This is a genomic window from Paenibacillus sp. USDA918EY (genome assembly GCF_009870825.1).
GTDB classification, from domain to species: Bacteria; Bacillota; Bacilli; order Paenibacillales; family Paenibacillaceae; genus Paenibacillus_AQ; species Paenibacillus_AQ albilobatus.
Window position 1 is genome coordinate 852,989 of record NZ_WTWY01000001.1, and the last position, 17,474, is coordinate 870,462.

The 17,474-nt window shown below is 51.8% G+C and carries 18 protein-coding genes; 13 read left to right on the plus strand and 5 right to left on the minus strand.

Annotated elements, in window-relative coordinates; genetic code table 11:
- The first annotated feature begins 163 nt into the window (after positions 1-163).
- The 3 genes from GQY55_RS03870 (at position 164) to GQY55_RS03880 (ending at position 3,678) form a co-directional block, all read left to right on the plus strand.
- Complete coding sequence (locus GQY55_RS03870) at positions 164-1,117, plus strand: helix-turn-helix domain-containing protein (protein ID WP_201452081.1); 954 nt, start codon at positions 164-166, stop codon at positions 1,115-1,117.
- Positions 1,118-1,626: 509 nt separating this feature from the next.
- On the plus strand, positions 1,627-3,060 hold the full coding sequence (locus GQY55_RS03875; RefSeq protein ID WP_160038254.1) for an MFS transporter: 1,434 nt from the start codon (positions 1,627-1,629) through the stop codon (positions 3,058-3,060).
- Between the two features lie 417 nt (positions 3,061-3,477).
- Complete coding sequence (locus tag GQY55_RS03880; RefSeq protein WP_160038256.1) at positions 3,478-3,678, plus strand: hypothetical protein; 201 nt, start codon at positions 3,478-3,480, stop codon at positions 3,676-3,678.
- Positions 3,679-3,835: 157 nt separating this feature from the next.
- Here the strand turns inward: GQY55_RS03880 and GQY55_RS03885 are convergent, their stop codons facing one another.
- From GQY55_RS03885 to GQY55_RS03895, 3 genes are read right to left on the minus strand one after another with little or no spacing between them, the layout of a single operon-like run.
- The gene (locus tag GQY55_RS03885) at positions 3,836-4,651 is read right to left on the minus strand and encodes an alpha/beta fold hydrolase (RefSeq protein WP_160038258.1); all 816 of its coding nucleotides are present in this window, start codon (positions 4,649-4,651) and stop codon (positions 3,836-3,838) included.
- 23 nt (positions 4,652-4,674) lie between these two features.
- Positions 4,675-5,064, minus strand: a complete 390-nt coding sequence (locus GQY55_RS03890; RefSeq protein ID WP_236575390.1) for a DUF6220 domain-containing protein — start codon at positions 5,062-5,064, stop codon at positions 4,675-4,677.
- A 19-nt stretch (positions 5,065-5,083) separates the two neighbouring features.
- Entirely contained in the window at positions 5,084-5,560 is a 477-nt protein-coding gene (locus tag GQY55_RS03895) for a MarR family transcriptional regulator (protein ID WP_160038260.1), read from the minus strand.
- 218 nt (positions 5,561-5,778) lie between these two features.
- Between GQY55_RS03895 and GQY55_RS03900 the strand changes: the two genes are divergently transcribed.
- From GQY55_RS03900 to GQY55_RS03910, 3 genes are all read left to right on the plus strand, one after another.
- Positions 5,779-6,216, plus strand: a complete 438-nt coding sequence (locus GQY55_RS03900) for a MarR family winged helix-turn-helix transcriptional regulator (RefSeq protein ID WP_160038262.1) — start codon at positions 5,779-5,781, stop codon at positions 6,214-6,216.
- 295 nt (positions 6,217-6,511) lie between these two features.
- Positions 6,512-7,435 carry a helix-turn-helix transcriptional regulator gene (locus GQY55_RS03905; RefSeq protein WP_160038264.1) on the plus strand — a complete coding sequence of 308 codons (924 nt, stop codon included), beginning with the start codon at positions 6,512-6,514 and terminating at the stop codon, positions 7,433-7,435.
- Positions 7,436-7,518: 83 nt separating this feature from the next.
- Positions 7,519-9,084, plus strand: a complete 1,566-nt coding sequence (locus GQY55_RS03910; RefSeq protein ID WP_160038266.1) for an MDR family MFS transporter — start codon at positions 7,519-7,521, stop codon at positions 9,082-9,084.
- A gap of 91 nt (positions 9,085-9,175) precedes the next feature.
- On the opposite strand, the gene GQY55_RS03915 is transcribed toward GQY55_RS03910, so the two are convergent.
- Complete coding sequence (locus GQY55_RS03915) at positions 9,176-10,222, minus strand: permease (protein WP_160038268.1); 1,047 nt, start codon at positions 10,220-10,222, stop codon at positions 9,176-9,178.
- A 270-nt stretch (positions 10,223-10,492) separates the two neighbouring features.
- On the opposite strand from GQY55_RS03915, the gene GQY55_RS03920 reads away from it, so the two are divergent.
- The 6 genes from GQY55_RS03920 (at position 10,493) to pcp (ending at position 15,669) form a co-directional block, all read left to right on the plus strand.
- A complete protein-coding gene (locus GQY55_RS03920; protein WP_160038270.1) occupies positions 10,493-11,344 on the plus strand; it encodes a L,D-transpeptidase family protein in 852 nt (283 codons plus the stop codon).
- 230 nt (positions 11,345-11,574) lie between these two features.
- On the plus strand, positions 11,575-12,411 hold the full coding sequence (locus GQY55_RS03925; RefSeq protein WP_160038272.1) for a YitT family protein: 837 nt from the start codon (positions 11,575-11,577) through the stop codon (positions 12,409-12,411).
- A gap of 104 nt (positions 12,412-12,515) precedes the next feature.
- On the plus strand, positions 12,516-13,250 hold the full coding sequence (pxpB, locus tag GQY55_RS03930; RefSeq protein ID WP_160038274.1) for a 5-oxoprolinase subunit PxpB: 735 nt from the start codon (positions 12,516-12,518) through the stop codon (positions 13,248-13,250).
- Positions 13,247-14,272 (plus strand): biotin-dependent carboxyltransferase family protein, encoded by a 1,026-nt coding sequence (locus GQY55_RS03935; protein WP_160038276.1) that lies wholly within the window; start codon positions 13,247-13,249, stop codon positions 14,270-14,272. Before pxpB ends, GQY55_RS03935 begins: the two co-directional genes overlap by 4 nt.
- The gene (locus tag GQY55_RS03940; RefSeq protein WP_160038278.1) at positions 14,254-15,009 is read left to right on the plus strand and encodes a LamB/YcsF family protein; all 756 of its coding nucleotides are present in this window, start codon (positions 14,254-14,256) and stop codon (positions 15,007-15,009) included. Before GQY55_RS03935 ends, GQY55_RS03940 begins: the two co-directional genes overlap by 19 nt.
- Positions 15,010-15,036: 27 nt before the next feature.
- Positions 15,037-15,669, plus strand: a complete 633-nt coding sequence (gene pcp, locus GQY55_RS03945; protein WP_160038280.1) for a pyroglutamyl-peptidase I — start codon at positions 15,037-15,039, stop codon at positions 15,667-15,669.
- Positions 15,670-15,715: 46 nt separating this feature from the next.
- Here the strand turns inward: pcp and GQY55_RS03950 are convergent, their stop codons facing one another.
- On the minus strand, positions 15,716-16,630 hold the full coding sequence (locus tag GQY55_RS03950) for a helix-turn-helix transcriptional regulator (protein ID WP_236575391.1): 915 nt from the start codon (positions 16,628-16,630) through the stop codon (positions 15,716-15,718).
- Positions 16,631-16,727: 97 nt separating this feature from the next.
- Here GQY55_RS03950 and GQY55_RS03955 point away from each other — a divergent pair, with 97 nt between their 5' ends.
- Complete coding sequence (locus GQY55_RS03955) at positions 16,728-17,474, plus strand: sugar phosphate isomerase/epimerase family protein (protein WP_160038284.1); 747 nt, start codon at positions 16,728-16,730, stop codon at positions 17,472-17,474.

Sequence of the window (17,474 nt, forward strand, 5' to 3'; positions counted from 1 at the left end):
GCATCCATGGGAAAGTCCGCCAAGCCGGGTTTTCCCGTTTTTCTTTTTTCTTCGTTCGGAAGGAAGCTGGAAAACCGCGATTTATCACTCAAGTACTGCTTTATATATCCGGCCGCTTTTCGCAGGTACACTAACGTTGTAAAAACCTTGAAGGAGTGATCGCATGTTCAACATGGTCAAAATCGGCAGGAACATCGCCCGGCTGAGAAAAGAAAAAGGGATGACGCAAATGGAGATGGCGGACCGGATGGGGATCAGCTATCAGGCCGTCAGCAATTGGGAACGCGGCGAAACGATGCCGGATATTTCGAAACTGCCGGAGCTGGCGGACATATTCGAGGTCAGCATCGATCAAATTTTGGACAATCAAAAGGGGGCGGACATCGTCCAAAATATTGCCCGGAACAACACGTCCGAATTTTTACGGGAAAACGAAGTTTCCGTCGAAGACTTCTCTGCCGTGATGCCCCTCTTGAAAACGGAACAAGCCGATGAAGTGTTCAGCCATATGAAACATAAGTTTAAACTTCATGATTTGTCCGCGATTGCACCGTTCGTCAGCTCGGAATTTATCGATGAATGCGCGAGAAAGGCGGCGGTTTCGGAAGGAATCGGAGCGATAAAGGAGCTTGCGCCGTTTATGAGCGATGAAGCGATTGAAGGATTTGCCAAAAAAGCGTTGGAGACGGAGGGGATCGAAGCGTTGAAGTTCATCGCGCCGTTCATGACGGATGAGGCGGTTGATGAATGCGCGAAAAAGGCGTTCGAGATGGATGGCATCGAGGCATTAATGCCCATTGCGCCGTTTATGAGCGATGAGGCATTGGATGAAATGGGGAAAAAAGCATTCGAAACCGGGGGAATCGGGGCGTTGACGTCCATCGCCCCGTTTATGAGCAGTGAGACGATCGATGAATGCGCGAATAAGGCGTTCGAAGCCTACGGAATCCGCACACTCCTGCCCGTTGCCCCGTTTATAAGCGATGAAGTTCTGGAAGCGTGCGCTCGCCAAGCTTTTGAAAAAGAAGGCATGGGGGCTCTGAAGCCGATCGCTCCATTTTTGGAAGAAGGCGTCATCGAAAAATGGATCAGAGCAGGGCTGGAATTCACGTCTTAGCAGGAGAGACCGTACAACAACACCTAGGAAATGGAGTATAGCCTAACGGAATTGTATAAGGTTGTGAACCGCACCATTTTCGGATACAATGGCCCTAATGATGAAGAAAGGAGGCAAAAAGCGATGAGATCTGTATTCGCACCGGCTTGGATCGATTTATCCGTAAAAAAATCGGGAGATTTGCATTCGACGGGATACGTCTGCCCATTTTTAAGCTTCGCTGCAATAGAATCTGCGAATACGGTGTCTGTACGTTTTTTTGCCTCACTCGTGTTAACTTGATGCGTGAATTCAAGCTGCGGCTGGTTCATGTGCAGTGATGAGCGGAAACGTAAAATGGGCACCGAAACGTCGGTGTCCTTTTTTTGGCGTGAAAATGAAGGCTCGAAAGTTTTCGTTTGAAACGACAGGGGCATTATGAACCAAGGGGAAGGAGTGAGAAAGATTGACGAAGAAAGCAGTGGATGCAGCCTCCTAAAAAACACAATTCTTTTTTAGGAGGCAATCCAATGGTTAGAAACAACTCGAATGAAGCACATATCCCACGACTCAGCCAAGGCAAAATAACACTCATCGTCATGGCATTCGCCTTATCTGTTCTTGTGGCGGCGATTACGGTGGATATGGTCAATCCCGTGCTCCCGCTCATCGGCGAACAACTGGGAGCTTCGCAAGCGCAAATCAGCTGGGTGGTCAGCGGCGTTGCGCTTGTTTTGGCGATCGGGGTTCCTTTGTACGGAAGAATGTCGGATTTTTTCGGACTAAAAAAGCTATTTATAATAGCGGTCGGCATACTGTCGTCCGGAAGCCTGATTTGCGCCCTCGCCCCGAATTTTATCGTCCTTGTTGCGGGGCGAATGATTCAGGGAGCAGGAATGGCGGCAATTCCCGTCCTTTCGGTCGTCGCCGTTTCAAAGGTGCTGCCGCCGGGCAAACGAGGCGGCGCCTTCGGCATCATTGCGGGCAGCATCGGGATCGGAACGGCAGGCGGACCGATTTTCGGAGGCGCCGTCGGTGAACTCTGGGGATGGCAGGCATTGTTCTGGGTCACGCTGCTGCTTTCGGCGCTTGTTATCGTCGGCACGATGTATGGGCTGCCGTCTCTTCTGCCTGAATCTCAACAAGGAACAAGGCGGCCGTTTGATGTTCTTGGCGGCATGCTGTTCGGGCTGACTGCGGGTCTTCTGCTTTTTGGCGTGACTCAAGGGGAAGCAGCCGGGTTTGCGTCACTGTCGTCGTTGGGAAGTTTTGCAGGATCCATTGCCGCTTTGATCTGCTTTATTTGGCGCATCAACGCTGCCGAAAACCCGTTTGTGCCGCCTGTTCTATTTACGAATCGATTTTATGTTTGCGCGCTGATCGTTTCAATGTGCTCGATGTTTGCCTATTTTGCCGTGCTTGTATTCGTTCCGCTGCTGGTCGTGGAGGTGAACGGGCTTTCTCCCGGTCAGGCGGGGTTGGTGCTGCTGCCGGGAGGAGCGGCCGTCGCGGCGTTTTCTCCGGTCATTGGCCGCATGTCGGATCGGGTAGGGACGAAACGGTTGATCATTGCCGGTGCAAGTATGATGGGCGTATCAACATTCTTTTTGTCGACCTTTGCCGCAGGAAACTCCCCTGTCCTTGTTTCGGCGGGCGTTTTTGGGGCAGGTATGGCGTTTGCGCTGTTGAATTCCCCGGCCAATAGCGCGGCCGTAAGCGCTGTGGAGAAAGATCAGGTCGGCGCAGGAGTCGGTATCTTCCAAGGTTCGCTTTACCTTGGCGCCGGAACGGGAGCGGGGCTGATCGGAGCCGTTTTATCGGCGCGGCGGGACGCGGCGCATCCCTTTATTCCTTGGTACGGGCAAGGGGCGGGCGCTTATTCCGACTCGTTTTTTATCACGACTGCCGTCGTGGCCGTGGCCTGGATCGCCGCATGGAGGTTGCGAAACGATCGCATGAAATGATTGGATTTGTCCGCATAGGCGAATCCGTTCTTTCCTTTACCTTCGCGCTTTGACTACGCATCGACCGATGATGATCAAGTTTCGGTACGTGCATGCATGAAAACAAGGACATCCGGTCTGCCGGTTGTCCTTGTTTTTACTCATATTATTTTTTTCTCTAAAATAAAAGATGAGCATAGACGATGGAAAACAGCGTTTCGGACATGTTCAGCACGAAATATGAGAATACGGCGGCGAATTAGAAGCAAATGTCGGTTCGTTCTTGCTTGTTTACTGTAACGGATACGAACAGCGCGGCTGGATTTTTTGAATCATGGGGAGGGAATTCCTCCATTTGTTGTTGCGCCGTGTTATAATTTTTTTAGGTAAAAAATACAATTCTTTGAATTTCTCGAGGATTTGAGGTGGAACATAGCCATGAAAAATAGAAACGTAACAGGTATTGTAGTGGCCATAATATATAGTATTGTCCTTTACGGGATTTTAATTGAAGCACCCCCTGGTAAAGTTCCACAAACTCCGTCATGGGCATTCCTAATGATTCCATTTGGAGCAATTGCAATTCAGGCTCTCTTTGATTTTGTGATCAAGTACGATTTCTTCAAAGAAAAGAAATAGAAAAAAGGAAAATTTTGAGCAGGCAGTGAGCCATAAGGTTTCGGACCTCGATGCCATTATCCCGACCGAGGCAGCCCGTTTAGGACGGCCGTACAGCTGCTCGCTGTTTTTCTGCCGGGCGAACGATGCCGGAGGCATCAGCAGAAGGCGATTGCTCTTAGATCCGATGAAGGAGATCCCGCAAAACAGACGCCCATTCCCGAGGCATATCGAAAAAGGAAATGTGATGACCCGGAAAAGTCGCCATTTCGCAGCCGAGCTTTTCGGCCAAGATGGGGACGGTTCGGCCGTAATATTTTCTTTTATCCAACGTCATTTTACCTGCAGCCACAACAATGTTCACCCTGTTTTGCTTTATCTTCTCGATATCGGGCATATAATTTATGCTAGGGATCATCTCGTGCCGAATTAAGAAGTATTCATTGTTCGCTTCCGTTGCCCGCTGTTGATAATCTTTCGGTATGGTCTTAAAAGCGCTGAACGGAATGGACAGGGACAAATTGAATCTGAAGCTGGCTGCTTGAACACCGAATCGGAACGAGGTCCGATAAACGTTCGCAAAAAACCTTTGCCACTTCGCAGCATCGGGTAGCAGCCTAACGACCGGCGGTTCGTGCACCACCATCGCTTTGACCGCTTGCGGATGCCTTGCCGCCAATTCAAGCGCGAAGACCGCACCTCCGCTATTTCCAAAAACATAAGCCGATGGATGGCCGACCGCTTCCAACACGGCAACCGCATCTCGAGCCTGTTGACTAACCTCGAAATTTTGCGGCTCGTTCCGGGTGCTTCGGGAATTGCCGCGGCGGTCGTATGTGATGACCTGGTATTCGTCGGCGAGAATATCCGCTACATACGTGTAAAATCCGGCGTCACCACCCCCGCCCGTAATCATGAGAAGCGGCTCTCCTTCTCCCCGCACTTCGTAATAGAGTTCGTCGCCTTCCGTTTTTACGAATCCCGATCTTACCATGCACGAATCCCTCCGTATTTAAGTCATTTACGTTTCAAAAATGGAAATGAACTCCGCACCAATGCAACAGCTCCCCAAAACAAGACAAGCGCCAGAACGGGATGAAGGGCGCCGGCGATCCCATGCGCCGTATAGTACTGAATATTGAAAAGGAGGAATAAACCAAGACTCCCCCAGGTCATCTTCCAGGAAAGCTTCCCAATGATACCAAGGAAAAATAGGACGACCGAAATGTATTCAAACATATGAACGAATGTACGGTGCCATTTCCATGCTTCCGGATTGCCGAACAACGCCATCCCGGCCAGATATACTTGCACAATGATACAAATGAACAACGCCAAGGCGAGAAGGGAGAAAGCCGCCCTGCATATTCTTAGCCGTGCAGGCTCTGTTTGATTGCCTCCCACCATCAACTTCACGCTCCTTTTATCAGATGTAATTGTCCAAGCCCATTTTTTTTAGCTCCTCGGCGATTTGACCGTAGATTTTGTGCAACATCCGGATCATTTGATCCTTCTCGGCTTCGCTTAACGGGCTGAAAAATTCGCTGTCTTTTTCGATTCTTGTTTCATGCATCTTTTCATGTTCCAAATAAATTTCTCTGCCGATGTCGGTAAGCTTGAAGTAAATCTCCTTTTTATTGCCAGGCTTTTGGTAGCTTTCGATCGCCCCGATCTCGAGCAGTCGTTTAGTCACCTTGCTTATCGCCCCCCGGGTGACTTGAAAGGTTTTCGCCAATTTGGACACGTTGGGATCCTGCATTTTTTCGATGAAATCGATGCAATGAACTTCCATAAACGTGTTTTCGTGCATGAACTTGTAATTTTTCTCTTCCATTTTTTTGAGCAGGTTATGTCTTTCCGATACGCGATTGAAAATACGGCTTAATTCTTCGTTCGTGGACATTGTTCACCTCAATATTGTTGACTTAGGAAACAATAAAATGATAAATCATTTTGTTTCCTGAGTCAACAATATTATGACAAGAGCCAAGAGTAGGCAACACTGAACAATAAAGAGAAGGCTTATATACTCAGGTCTATTTACTTATGTCTAAAAAGGTCATGTTTGTTTGCCGCCAACCCTCTTATAATCAAAAAATGAAGATAGAAGGAGGAGAGTATATGGCAAACGAAACATCCTACGGCTTTGGGTGGTATCTGAAGGAAACGGATCAAGCCATGACGCGTTACATGGATCAAAACTTGCAACAAATCGGTCTTACCCGCTTTCATTGGCAGATCATGAACCGGATAAACTTGAGCGGCTTTGCCGTAAAAGAGAAGCTTTACGCCCGCAATTATCTTGGCTTGGAGGAGCTGAATGAAGTTATCGATTCCTTGGTTCGTCGGGGATGGGTGCGTATCGTGAAGCAAACGGAGCTTGACGAAACGAAGCTTCTGTTTACGGATGCCGGTGAAAACATGTTCCCTGAGGTGGCAGCCAAGGTGAAGGAAGCCGGCGAGCAGATGTTTGCGCCGATCACGAAAGAGGAATACGAAACAACCGTGAACATCCTTAGCCGATTGATCGACCACATGAACGCAAAGGACTTCGAATGATGGCGCTAACCACAATAAAAAATCAACATATGAAAAATTCATAAAAGTAAATCAACCCGTACCTGGTTCATATCCACCATGTTCATCATTTCTGCGGATCTAGATTGAACAAAGGCAAATCCTAAAAAAATCACCTTCATTTTGCAATAGCTTTCTCTTGACCGGAGCGCCCGTTTTCAAGGGGAAACTTTAAGTCGGCCACCTCCTTTTTTTGCTTCTGTCCTATACAAAAACGGTTCTGGAGGCTAGACTGATGATGAGAATAGTTTATCGATAACGATAAAGGTGGTCATTCATGAAGCTCGAGCGTCTCATTTCCATGATCTACATGCTGCTTAATCACGAAATTTTGTCGGCTTCGGCACTGGCGGAAAAATACAACGTCTCCCAGCGCACGATCTACCGCGACATCGAGACCATCTGCGCGGCGGGAATTCCGGTGGTTTCCTATCAAGGCGTGAACGGCGGTTACGGGATCATGGAAGAATATAAAATGGACAAAAGCCTCCTCGGATCCTACGACGTGAATTCGCTTGTGACTCTTTTGCGCAGCATGTCCACCGTATTTGAGGATGAGAAAGCCGAGGAAACGATCCATAAACTCCAAACCGTCCACCAGGAAGCCAAAAAACCAAGCATGTCGCTCGATATCGGCAGCTGGCGTCCATATAATGAAACGCTTCGGATGATTCACGACGCGCTGCAGCGGCAGCTTGTGGTGAAATTCGAATATGTGAGCACCAAAGGGGAACGGATGAAGCGGTTTGTCGAACCGGTCAACCTGCTGTACAAATACGATTCATGGTACTTGTACGGTTATTGCCGGCTGCGGAGCGACTATCGGGAATTCAAATTGCCCCGCATCGTGTCTTTGAAAGTAACGGGAGAGCATTTTCAGCATCATCGGCATGAACCGAAGGTCGAATCCGGGTGGCGAAGCAACGGGCTGGCCGAAGCGGACGAATTTGATGTCGTGATCCGAATCGCTCCGCCCGCCATGGCGAGGGCGCTCGATTTTTTCGTGGGGGCGGAAAAGCGTTTCGAAGAAGACGGAAGCCTGAACATCCTCCTGACGAACCAGCATCGCGGCAGCATGCGATGGCTCGTTCCGGTTGTGTTGAGTTTCGGCGACGGTGCCGAAGTCATCGAGCCGCCGGAAATCCGAAAAGCAGTGAAGGAACAATTGCAAAAAATGCTCGAAAAATATCGGGAAGTATGACAAACCGTTGTCATACTTCTTTTTGTATGCTCAATTCAGGCCAACAAAGAAACCGTAAATGAATGAAGGAGTGGTTCTGAATCATGAAGCAACAAACACAAAGCAAGCTGCCGGTCGTCATCGCTGCACTGCTGCTGGGCATTTTGATGGCATCCATGGACAATTCGATCGTAGCGACGGCGATGGGCAGCATCGTTGGCGAAATCGGCGGCATGGACAAGTTCGTCTGGGTTACCTCGGCGTACATGGTGGCGGAGATGGCCGGGATGCCGATATTCGGCAAGCTGTCGGACATGTATGGAAGGAAGAGATTTTTTGTGTTCGGGATCATCCTGTTTATGATCGGATCGGCTTTGTGCGGCACGGCTCAGTCCATCACCCAATTGGCGCTGTACCGGGCGGTTCAGGGCATTGGCGGCGGGGCGCTTGTGCCGATTGCTTTTACGATTATGTATGATGCCGTCCCCCTGGAAAAGAGGGGAAAGCTCGGCGGACTATTCGGCGCGGTCTTCGGCATTTCCAGCATTTTTGGCCCACTGGTCGGAGCGTACATTACCGAATATATCGCATGGCAGTGGAATTTTTACATTAATTTGCCGCTTGGTTTGACGGCGCTGCTGATGATCGTACTGTGCTACAAGGAGTCCCATGAACATTCCAAGCAGCCGATCGATTGGGCAGGCGCGTTCACTTTTCTAGGCGCTGTCGTCTGCCTGATGTTTGCGCTGGAGCTTGGCGGCAAGCAATTGGCATGGGGGTCGCCGGAGATGCTGAGCCTGTTCGGTGGATTCGCGCTGCTGTCGGTGTTGTTCCTGTTTCTGGAGACGAAGGCGAAAGAACCGATCATCACGTTCCGGCTGTTCAAAAACCGAATTTATTCGACGAGCATTCTGACCGGATTTTTTAGCGGCGCGTCGTTTATTGCCGCATCCGTCTACATTCCGATATTCATTCAGGGCGTGTTGGGCGGTTCGGCCACCAGTTCCGGCATGGTGCTGCTTCCGATGATGGTATCGTCGGTCATTACGGCGACATTGGGCGGCAACCTGATGAGCCGGTTTTCATACCGTTCGATTATGGTATCCTCGCTGGCGGTGTTAACGGCCGGCGTGGCGCTGCTGGCGACGCTGGGACCGGATTCGTCGCGGCTGCAAGTGACGGTTGACATGATTTTGGTAGGCCTTGGCATCGGCGCTTCGTTTTCGGTGCTGAGCAACGCCTCCATTCATGGTTTGTCGTACCGCCAGCGGGGGACGGCCAGCTCCACGTTTAATTTTCTCCGTTCCCTGGGCATGACATTGGGCATTACGATTTTCGGGATGATCCAAAACCATGCGTTTTCCGCGAAAATGGGAGAGATGTTTAGCGGTGGCGACCAAGCTCCAGGCGTTCTTGCCGTCAACGACCCGCACGTGCTTTTGTCGGAGCAGACACGTTCGGGCATTCCAGGCGCGGTTTTGGAGAAAGTGACGGGTGCGCTTTCCTCTTCGATTGCGGTTACCTTTGCTTGGGCGCTGCTTCCGGTGCTGCTGGCCTGCGCGGCTTCGATGCTGATGGGCAAGGCGAAGCTTGATGCTGGCGCGCAGGCGGATTCCGAATCGGAACCCTCGGAAGAGAACAAAGATTACGGTTATTCGACCGTATCCTAAATCTCCAATACCCTTTCCCGGGTATATTTCAGTGAGTCTCGAGAACAAGCGAAGAGCCCTTGGCGCAGGCCAAAGGCTCTTTCTTTCGGAATTACAATATCCATGCACCGATTAAGCCGCTCAAAATGCCGGCGACGACGACCGAAACGGAGACGAAGGCCAGCACTTTTTTCGGAAAAGCCTTCCAGGCGATCAGTATCGACGGAAGACTGACGGCAGGCAGCGTAACGAGCAGGGCCGACGCAGGTCCGGTTCCGATGCCCAGCGCCAGGAAGGATTGGATAATCGGAATTTCCGCCGCCGTCGGAATGACGAACAATGTGCCCGCAATCGCAAAAACGACAATGGCCGCGATCCCCCCGCCGACCCATGCCGGAAACATCGCCGATTGGAAGGCGCCCAGCAGCAGGACCGCAATCAGATAGGCGGGAACGACGCTGACGAGCATCATGCCAAGGCTTTTAAGCCAGCGGACGAGAAACGGACCGGACTCTGCTTTTTCTTCCGGCAAAGCCGCCACGGATTCCGGGATCTTCGTTTCTCCCGCAAACCGGTTGGCAAAATAGCTGACGCCGAACGTAAGCAGAATCCCGAACACGATGCGCATCAGCATAAACTTCCAGGACAGGACGAAAGCCATAAAAATGAGCGTTGCCGGATTAAGAAGCGGGTTTCCAAGCCAAAAAGCCAGCGCGGCTCCGATGGAAACGTTGCGTTTGCGAAGACCGCTTACGATTGGGGCGGCGCAGCAGGTGCACATCATGCCGGGCAAGGAAGATACGCCCCCAATCAACGTGCTTTTGAATCCCGCCTTTCCAAGCTTCCGGTAAAGCCAGCTGGTAGGCAGCAGCACCTGCACCAGGGAACCGAGCAAAATGCCGAGCACCGCCGCTTTCCATACCGATTTAAAGTAGGCCTCTGCATACAGCAGAGCGGAGTGCCAAGACGGGCCGCCCGCTTCCATATTTAGGATCGAAGAGCCGATCGAATGCTTTGAGGCGGCGGTAAACGCCTTGTGATAATACGGCCACCACTTGACATAGAGCAGGCCGGCGACAACTATGAATACGAACAGGACGACCATCCAAACCGTTTTTTTGTTTGAAGGGCCTCCCGGAATCGAACGAATCGGTGACATCTATTTTCCTCCATTCTGAAGTGGACAATTATATATTTTATTCCTTCCATGAAATCATGACAAGAAAAATTAATGATTTTCATGAATGATTCAACCTGCGTTTTCAAAGACAAGCTTTTACGCGGCCCTGCAACATATTCGCATCAAAATGCATCTAAGAGTGATAGGACACTCTCCCCCTCCCATATACTGGTTATTGATTATCGGATGAAAGGAGGTTTGCGAATTCTGCGTACTTTTCACCGCCCATTCACAGCAATCATTCTTATCATGCTTTTTTTAGGTTGGATCATCCCTGCGCCGGTGCATGCGGACACACAACGCGCGGGCAGCGATCTGATCATCGTCAACAAAAAAACGAATAAGCTGGCATTTTTCCAAAACGGTTCCCTGGTCAGGGAATTTCGCGTAGCCACCGGCAAAACACCTGCCCTGACGCCGGAAGGGCGTTTTGAAATCGTGAATAAAATCAAAAACCGTCCGTATTACAAAGAAAAAATTCCGGGAGGAGATCCAAGAAATCCGCTCGGCGACCGCTGGATCGGGCTGGATGTCAACGGAACGAAAGGGACGACATACGGTATCCATGGGAACAACAACAAAAATTCCATCGGAAAATATGTCAGTGCCGGATGCATCCGCATGTATAACGACGACATTCATTGGCTTTTTCCGAAAATACAGCTGCATACCATGGCCATCGTAACATCGTCTAAGCTTTCGTTTGAGGAGATCGCTAGAAACTCAGGCTATCATGTAGGCGAACAGAAATTCGAGGGGAGGCTGCTGATCGACAATAAGGAAGTGGACTTACGCAACGAGATGATCATGTACGATTCCCGGATTTATATTCCTCTTAGGGCTTGCATCGAATTGTTAGGCGGGGAGGTGCTTTGGAACAACCAGACCAAAACGGCAACGATCAAAATCGGCAGCCGCACGATCGTGCACCGGGCTCTGTCCGACCAGGCGACGGTCAACGGAAAAGGAGTCAAAATTACGGCCTCGAGGTACGTCGGGGATTCCTTGATGCTGCCGTTGCGAAATTTTTCGGAAATCTCGGGATATTCCGTCTTATGGGACGACGCGACGAATACGGTTTCCATTCAATCGCCGAAATAAGGAAATATGCGGCATCCGCGATTTCGCGGATTTTTTTTATTGCAGGAACGGACAAGCCGCAGACCATATTCCTTCATTTTACCGCTTTTCGTGTTGACGTATTTCGAGCATCCCTTATAAAATATGAGAGTTGCGTCTTTGAACGCATGAACATCAAGAACAACATCACAAATATGATTACGAAGTCATACCGCTAAAATCTCGAATATCGATCATGGAAAGGCATGTGCATGAAAAGAAAACTCGCAGACATCTTTTTGCTTATCGCAGGTTCATTCATCTTTGCGCTCGACATCAATCTGTTCGTCATTCCGCATGACTTGTCCGAAGGCGGCGTCACGGGGATTACGATCATCCTGTATTATTTGTTCCAATGGTCGCCGGGCCTCGTGAATCTGGTCTTGAACGCGATCCTGCTCATCGTCGGTTATAAATTTTTGGACAAGCAGACGACGGTGTACACGATTATCGCCATTGTGTGCAACTCCTTGTTCCTGCATTTGACGGAAGGGTGGACGCTTCATTCGGACGAAGTGCTTCTGAACGCCATTTTCGGCGGCGTATTTGCGGGCGTGGGTATCGGCCTGATCGTACGCGCGGGCGGAACCACGGCGGGGAGCGTCATATTGGCGCGGATCGCCCATAAGTATTGGGACTGGAACATCAGCTACGCGCTGCTCTTTTTTGACCTGATCGTAGCCTTTTCGTCGTATTTTATCATCGGCGCGCAAAGCCTGATGCTCACCATCGTCATGCTGTTCGTCGGCACGAAGGTGATGGAATTTATCATCGAAGGTTTGAACCCGCGGAAGGCGGTTACGATCATTTCCAAGGAGTACGACCATATCGCGCAGGAGATCAATTCCGTAATGGAACGCGGCGTGACCGTGTTTCCGGGATACGGGTACTATACGAAGCAGCCGAAGGAAGTGCTGTACGTGGTCATCAACAAACAAGAGGTGCCAACGCTGAAAAAGATCGTCAAATCCGTCGACAAAGACGCATTTATTACGATTCACGACGTCAGGGACGTGTTTGGCGAAGGTTTTATCGATTTGGCAAAATAATTCGGAAGGCAAAACCCGGGGCTGCGGATGGCGGCCCTTTTTGTTTTTTTGGCAAGGATTGCGCTTTCCAGACCGTTCCCCCTACAATAGATACATGGATATAGATGAAAAGGAGGCGGAAAGGCGTGCGAAAATTCGGCATCGAGCCGATGGGCGATTCGGCTTTGCTGATCGAATTCGGCGACCGGATCGACGAAGGGATCAACCGTCTGGTTCAAGCGGCGGTTTCCCGTTTGGAAGCCGATCCGTTTCCCGGGTTCGTGGAATGTATCCCTTCATTTGCGGCGATGACGGTTTTTTATGATCCGATCAGGCTACAACGGTCATCCGGCTCCGGTACGGCGCATGGATACGTCAGCACCCTCGTGACGGAGATGCTTCGTTCCATGGAGGAAAACGTGCAGCCGGCACGCGAAGTGATTCATATCCCGGTCTGTTACGGCGGTGAATTCGGCCCCGATTTGGCTTATGTAGCCGAATTAAACGGGCTGGATGAAGCGGAAGTCGTCAAAATTCATTCGGGCCAAGACTATTTGGTGTATGCCCTCGGCTTTGCCCCGGGTTTTCCGTATTTGGGCGGCATGCCGGCAAGCATATCGGCGCCGCGTAAAGCGACGCCCAGACTCTCCATTCCCGCGGGGTCGGTAGGCATTGCCGGGACCCAGACCGGCATTTATCCGCTCGAAACGCCGGGAGGCTGGCAGATTATCGGCAGAACGCCGCTTGCGTTGTTTCGGCCCGGGCAGGATCCGCCGGTGTTGCTGCGAAGCGGGCAGTATATCCGCTTTAGTCCTATCGATGCTTCCGAATACAACCGATTGGCAGGTGGAAGGGGATGAGCATCGAGGTAATAAAACGGGGGCTTCTCGTCACCGTACAGGATCTGGGAAGAACCGGCTTCGGGAAGTTCGGCATCGGCAAATCCGGGGCGATGGACAAAACGGCGCTTCGGATTGCCAATTGGCTCGTCGGCAATGACGGCGGAGAAGCCGCGCTGGAAGTAACTTGGTCCGGCTTTTCGGTACGGTTCCATCAAAACATGCTCGTTTCGATAACGGGCGCCGATTTGTCGCCGGAATCCGGCGGCAAACCCGTGCCGATGTGGCGGCCGGTATGGTTCCGCCAAGGGAGCGAGCTGACGTTCAGACGGCCCGTTTCCGGCTGCCGCGCTTACCTTGCCGCTTCCGGCGGATGGGACGTGCCGGAGGTTTTGGGAAGCCGCAGCACCTATCTGCGGGCAGGGATAGGCGGCGTAGAGGGGAGAGCGCTGCAGTCCGGCGATATGATACATAGCAGGCGCTCAGACCGTTCGGGCAGTAACGACGATCGTTTCCCCGGAAATGGGGGAGACGAAGCTTTTCGGACCGTGCGCTGGTCCGCAGCCCCGCGGCAGGGCTACATTCGCCCGAATCATTTGATCCGGGTGACCAAAGGCAGGCAGTACGGCGATTTTCGGGCAGAAGACCTATGCGGTTTTTTCGAAGGCTCCTATCGGGTGAAGCCGGAGTCGGACCGGATGGGGTACCGTTTGTCAGGTCCAAGACTTACGCTGCGGACGGCCCGGGAGTACCTATCCGAAGGCGTGACCGACGGCACGGTTCAGGTGCCGCCCGACGGGCAGCCGATCATCCTTATGGCCGATCGGCAGACGCTTGGCGGTTATCCGAAAATCGCGCAGGTCATTTCTGCGGATTTGCCCAAGATCGCCCAGCTGTCTCCCGGAAACGCCATCCGTTTTCGGGAAGTATCCCTTGCCGAAGCGGAAGCGGCCTACCTGGCGCAGGAACGCGGGCTTCAGCTGCTTCGAAAACGAATCGGCGACGAATTGAAGGAGGTTGTGGAATGCTGCGGGTGGACCTGAATTGCGACATGGGGGAAAGCTTCGGACGATATGCCATCGGTTCCGATGAGGACATGATGAAATACATTACTTCCGCGAACATCGCTTGCGGATTTCATGCCGGCGATCCGTCCGTCATGCGTCATACCGTCCGGATGGCCGTCCGGCAAGGCGTTGCCGTGGGGGCCCATCCGGGACTGCCGGATTTGGCGGGCTTCGGCAGACGGCGCATGGAGGTTTCGGCCGGGGAGGTTTACGACATGGTGACTTACCAGCTCGGGGCGCTGCTTGCTTTCGTCAAGCAGGAAGGCGGTACGCTAAAGCATGTGAAAGCGCACGGAGCGTTATATAATATGGCGGCAAGCGATAAGGGATTGGCCGAGGCGATCGCCCGGGCGGTTTACGATACGGATGCTTCCCTCATTTTATACGGGCTGGCCGGCAGCGAAATGATCGCGGCCGGCAAAGCCAGAGGGCTGCGCACGGCGTCGGAGGTGTTTGCCGACAGGACGTATCAGGCGGACGGAACGCTTACCCCAAGAAGCGCGCCGGGGGCGCTGATTACGGATCCGGATCGGGCCGTGAATCAGGTGCTGCAAATGGTGAAAGAGGGCCGCGTGACGACGGCGGACGGCCGTACCGCACCAATCGAGGCGGAAACGGTATGCATCCACGGCGACGGCGAACATGCGCCGTCTTTTGCGAGCATGCTGCGGGCCGCGCTGGAAAAGGCAGGGGTCGCCGTTTCGCCATTATAAAATATGAAGTTCAGGGGGAACCGGAAAATGAAAATACTGATTACGGCGTTTGAGCCGTTTGGCGGCGATGCGATCAACCCGACGGAGAGATTGCTGATGGACATCGGGAAGGAACCGATCGAGGGAGCCGAAATCCATACGCGGCTGCTGCCGGTCGTTTTTGACGAATGCGCGGACAAGCTGCTCGAAACGGTGGCAGAGATCCGGCCGGATGCGGTTATTTGCTGCGGCCTGGCTTCCGGCCGGACCTCCATTACGCCGGAGCAAATCGCGATCAATTTGAAAGAGGTGCCGAAAGAATCCTCCGTGGCGGACAACCAAGGGAACCGCCCCTATAACGAACGCGTGAACCCGGAAGGCCCGGACGGCTTGTTCAGCCTGCTGCCCGTGCGCGCGATGACGGACAACATGAAAGAGCAGGGGATCCCGGCTTCCATTTCGTATTCGGCGGGAACCTTTATCTGCAATAATACGATGTACGCGCTGCTGGATCATATCCGGACGAATCGGCTGCCCATGATCGGCGGTTTCGTCCATTTTCCGGCGTCGACGGAGATGGCCGCAAGCAAGCCGGGCTTGCCTTCGCTGTCGCACGACACGATGCTGAATGGTTTGAAAATCATGATCGAAACGATTGTGAAGGAATCGTTTCGCGATTAACATCGTTTTCGCTTAAAAACGCGGAAAAGCCTGATCCCCTAATGGGTCAGGCTTTTCCTTTTTTGCGGAACTGGTGGGGCGAAATGTTCTTGTAATGCCGGAACTGCTGAATAAAATAGCTGGAGCTGGAAAAGCCGACCTCAAGCGCAATGTCCGTCATGCTCATATCCGTCGTGAGCAGCAGCTTTTCCGCTTCGGTGATCCGGATATAACTGAGGTAATTGGTGAAGGTTTTGCCCATGATCGCTTTGAAGCGCCTCGAAAAATAGCTGTAGCTCATGTTGCAGAGCTTGGCCGCCGTTTGCGCGTTGATGTCGTTCATATAGTTGTAGTCGATGTATTCGAAAACCTGCTGAAGCATCCGGTAATCGCTGTCATTCAGTGAACGGGAAACCTCCCAACCCCATTGCTGATGATGCGTCCGGCGCAGAAACCACAGAAAAACGCGGCAGATCAAGGTACGGACCGCCAGCTCAAAGCCGAAACCTTTGGAATTGAATTCTTCGTAGATTTCTCTGATCAGGCCGGGGATCGGCGTATCGTCGATCTCGGCCGCCGTAAACACCCGCTGACCTCCCGCATCCGCAAGGGTAAAGGGGAGGATGTACTTCGATTCCAGAAAGGTGCGGGACGTCGAATACAAAATTTCCGGGTCGAATTTGACGACGATGTACGAAACCCTTTCGTCCATGGAATAGATCGAATGGGTTTCATGCGAATGAATCAAAACCAGATCTCCGGTTTCAAGCTGATGGCTTTCCCCGCCCAGAAACACTTTGGCCCTGCCGGAGAGGAAATATAAAATTTCGATATAAAGATGCCAATGGGGATCCACGACGACGCGTCCGCCGTTGCCGGAATGGATCATGCTTTCGTATGGATATTGGATGGACCCCGCGGCGGCGCGGTTGGATTCGAAATACGGCTCGGTCATCGGTTTAACGCACCTCTTTTTTACCATGACAAAAATTTTATATTTTTGAATAGGTTCATTGTATTACGGATCGGACGATTTTGGTATCCTTACTTTGACTTGAAACACAGGAGGAGGCATTGCGGTGGAAAATGTGGCACTTCAACTGTATTCGATTAAAGAATTGACGAGCACCGACTTTTTGGGAACGCTTGCCAAAGTGGCGGAAATTGGCTACGACGGCGTCGAATTTGCGGGTTATTTCGGAACGTCCGCGGCAGACCTGAAAAAAACGCTTGACGCTCACGGACTCCGGGCGGCCGGAAGCCATATCGGCATCTCGGAACTACAGCTTGAGCTGGACCGGATGATCGAATATTCGCTTGCGATTGACAGCCCTTACATTATTTGCCCCGGCATTCCGGAAGAGATGCGAAACAGCGCCGACAGCTATAAACGAACGGCGGAATCGTTCAACCGGATCGGGGAGCGCTGCAAGGAAAACGGACTTCGTTTCGGTTACCACAACCATGCGGTCGAATTCGAGAAGTTTGACGGACTGACCGGCATCGAGCTGCTCGCCCGGCATACGGATTCCGAGCACTTGTTTTTTGAACTCGATACATATTGGGCGGAATATGCAGGGTTCCGTTCCGTCGATTGGATCGAATCGCTGAAAGAGCGCTGCGCGGTTTTGCATATCAAAGATATGAAAAGCGGGCAGGACAAGCGGAATACGGAAATCGGCTCCGGCATCATGGATTTTAAGGCGATCGCCGAGGCAGGCAAACGTTACGGCGTGCAATGGTACACAGTGGAGCAAGAGGAGTTCGACATTCCGCAGCTGGACAGCATCAAGGCGAGTCTCGAATATCTTCGACAAATATTATAA

Excerpts from the sequence above, each read along its gene's own strand:
- GQY55_RS03910 (WP_160038266.1), top strand. The coding sequence starts at position 7,519 with ATGAAGCAACAAACACAAAGCAAGCTGCCGGTCGTCATCGCTGCACTG.
- GQY55_RS03895 (WP_160038260.1), bottom strand. The coding sequence starts at position 5,560 with ATGTCCACGAACGAAGAATTAAGCCGTATTTTCAATCGCGTATCGGAA.
- GQY55_RS03900 (WP_160038262.1), top strand. The coding sequence starts at position 5,779 with ATGGCAAACGAAACATCCTACGGCTTTGGGTGGTATCTGAAGGAAACG.
- GQY55_RS03890 (WP_236575390.1), bottom strand. The coding sequence starts at position 5,064 with ATGGTGGGAGGCAATCAAACAGAGCCTGCACGGCTAAGAATATGCAGG.
- GQY55_RS03935 (WP_160038276.1), top strand. The coding sequence starts at position 13,247 with ATGAGCATCGAGGTAATAAAACGGGGGCTTCTCGTCACCGTACAGGAT.
- GQY55_RS03880 (WP_160038256.1), top strand. The coding sequence starts at position 3,478 with ATGAAAAATAGAAACGTAACAGGTATTGTAGTGGCCATAATATATAGT.
- pxpB (WP_160038274.1), top strand. The coding sequence starts at position 12,516 with ATGAAAAGGAGGCGGAAAGGCGTGCGAAAATTCGGCATCGAGCCGATG.
- GQY55_RS03940 (WP_160038278.1), top strand. The coding sequence starts at position 14,254 with ATGCTGCGGGTGGACCTGAATTGCGACATGGGGGAAAGCTTCGGACGA.
- GQY55_RS03885 (WP_160038258.1), bottom strand. The coding sequence starts at position 4,651 with ATGGTAAGATCGGGATTCGTAAAAACGGAAGGCGACGAACTCTATTAC.
- GQY55_RS03950 (WP_236575391.1), bottom strand. The coding sequence starts at position 16,630 with ATGGTAAAAAAGAGGTGCGTTAAACCGATGACCGAGCCGTATTTCGAA.
- GQY55_RS03875 (WP_160038254.1), top strand. The coding sequence starts at position 1,627 with ATGGTTAGAAACAACTCGAATGAAGCACATATCCCACGACTCAGCCAA.
- pcp (WP_160038280.1), top strand. The coding sequence starts at position 15,037 with ATGAAAATACTGATTACGGCGTTTGAGCCGTTTGGCGGCGATGCGATC.
- GQY55_RS03870 (WP_201452081.1), top strand. The coding sequence starts at position 164 with ATGTTCAACATGGTCAAAATCGGCAGGAACATCGCCCGGCTGAGAAAA.
- GQY55_RS03925 (WP_160038272.1), top strand. The coding sequence starts at position 11,575 with ATGAAAAGAAAACTCGCAGACATCTTTTTGCTTATCGCAGGTTCATTC.
- GQY55_RS03905 (WP_160038264.1), top strand. The coding sequence starts at position 6,512 with ATGAAGCTCGAGCGTCTCATTTCCATGATCTACATGCTGCTTAATCAC.
- GQY55_RS03920 (WP_160038270.1), top strand. The coding sequence starts at position 10,493 with ATGCTTTTTTTAGGTTGGATCATCCCTGCGCCGGTGCATGCGGACACA.
- GQY55_RS03915 (WP_160038268.1), bottom strand. The coding sequence starts at position 10,222 with ATGTCACCGATTCGTTCGATTCCGGGAGGCCCTTCAAACAAAAAAACG.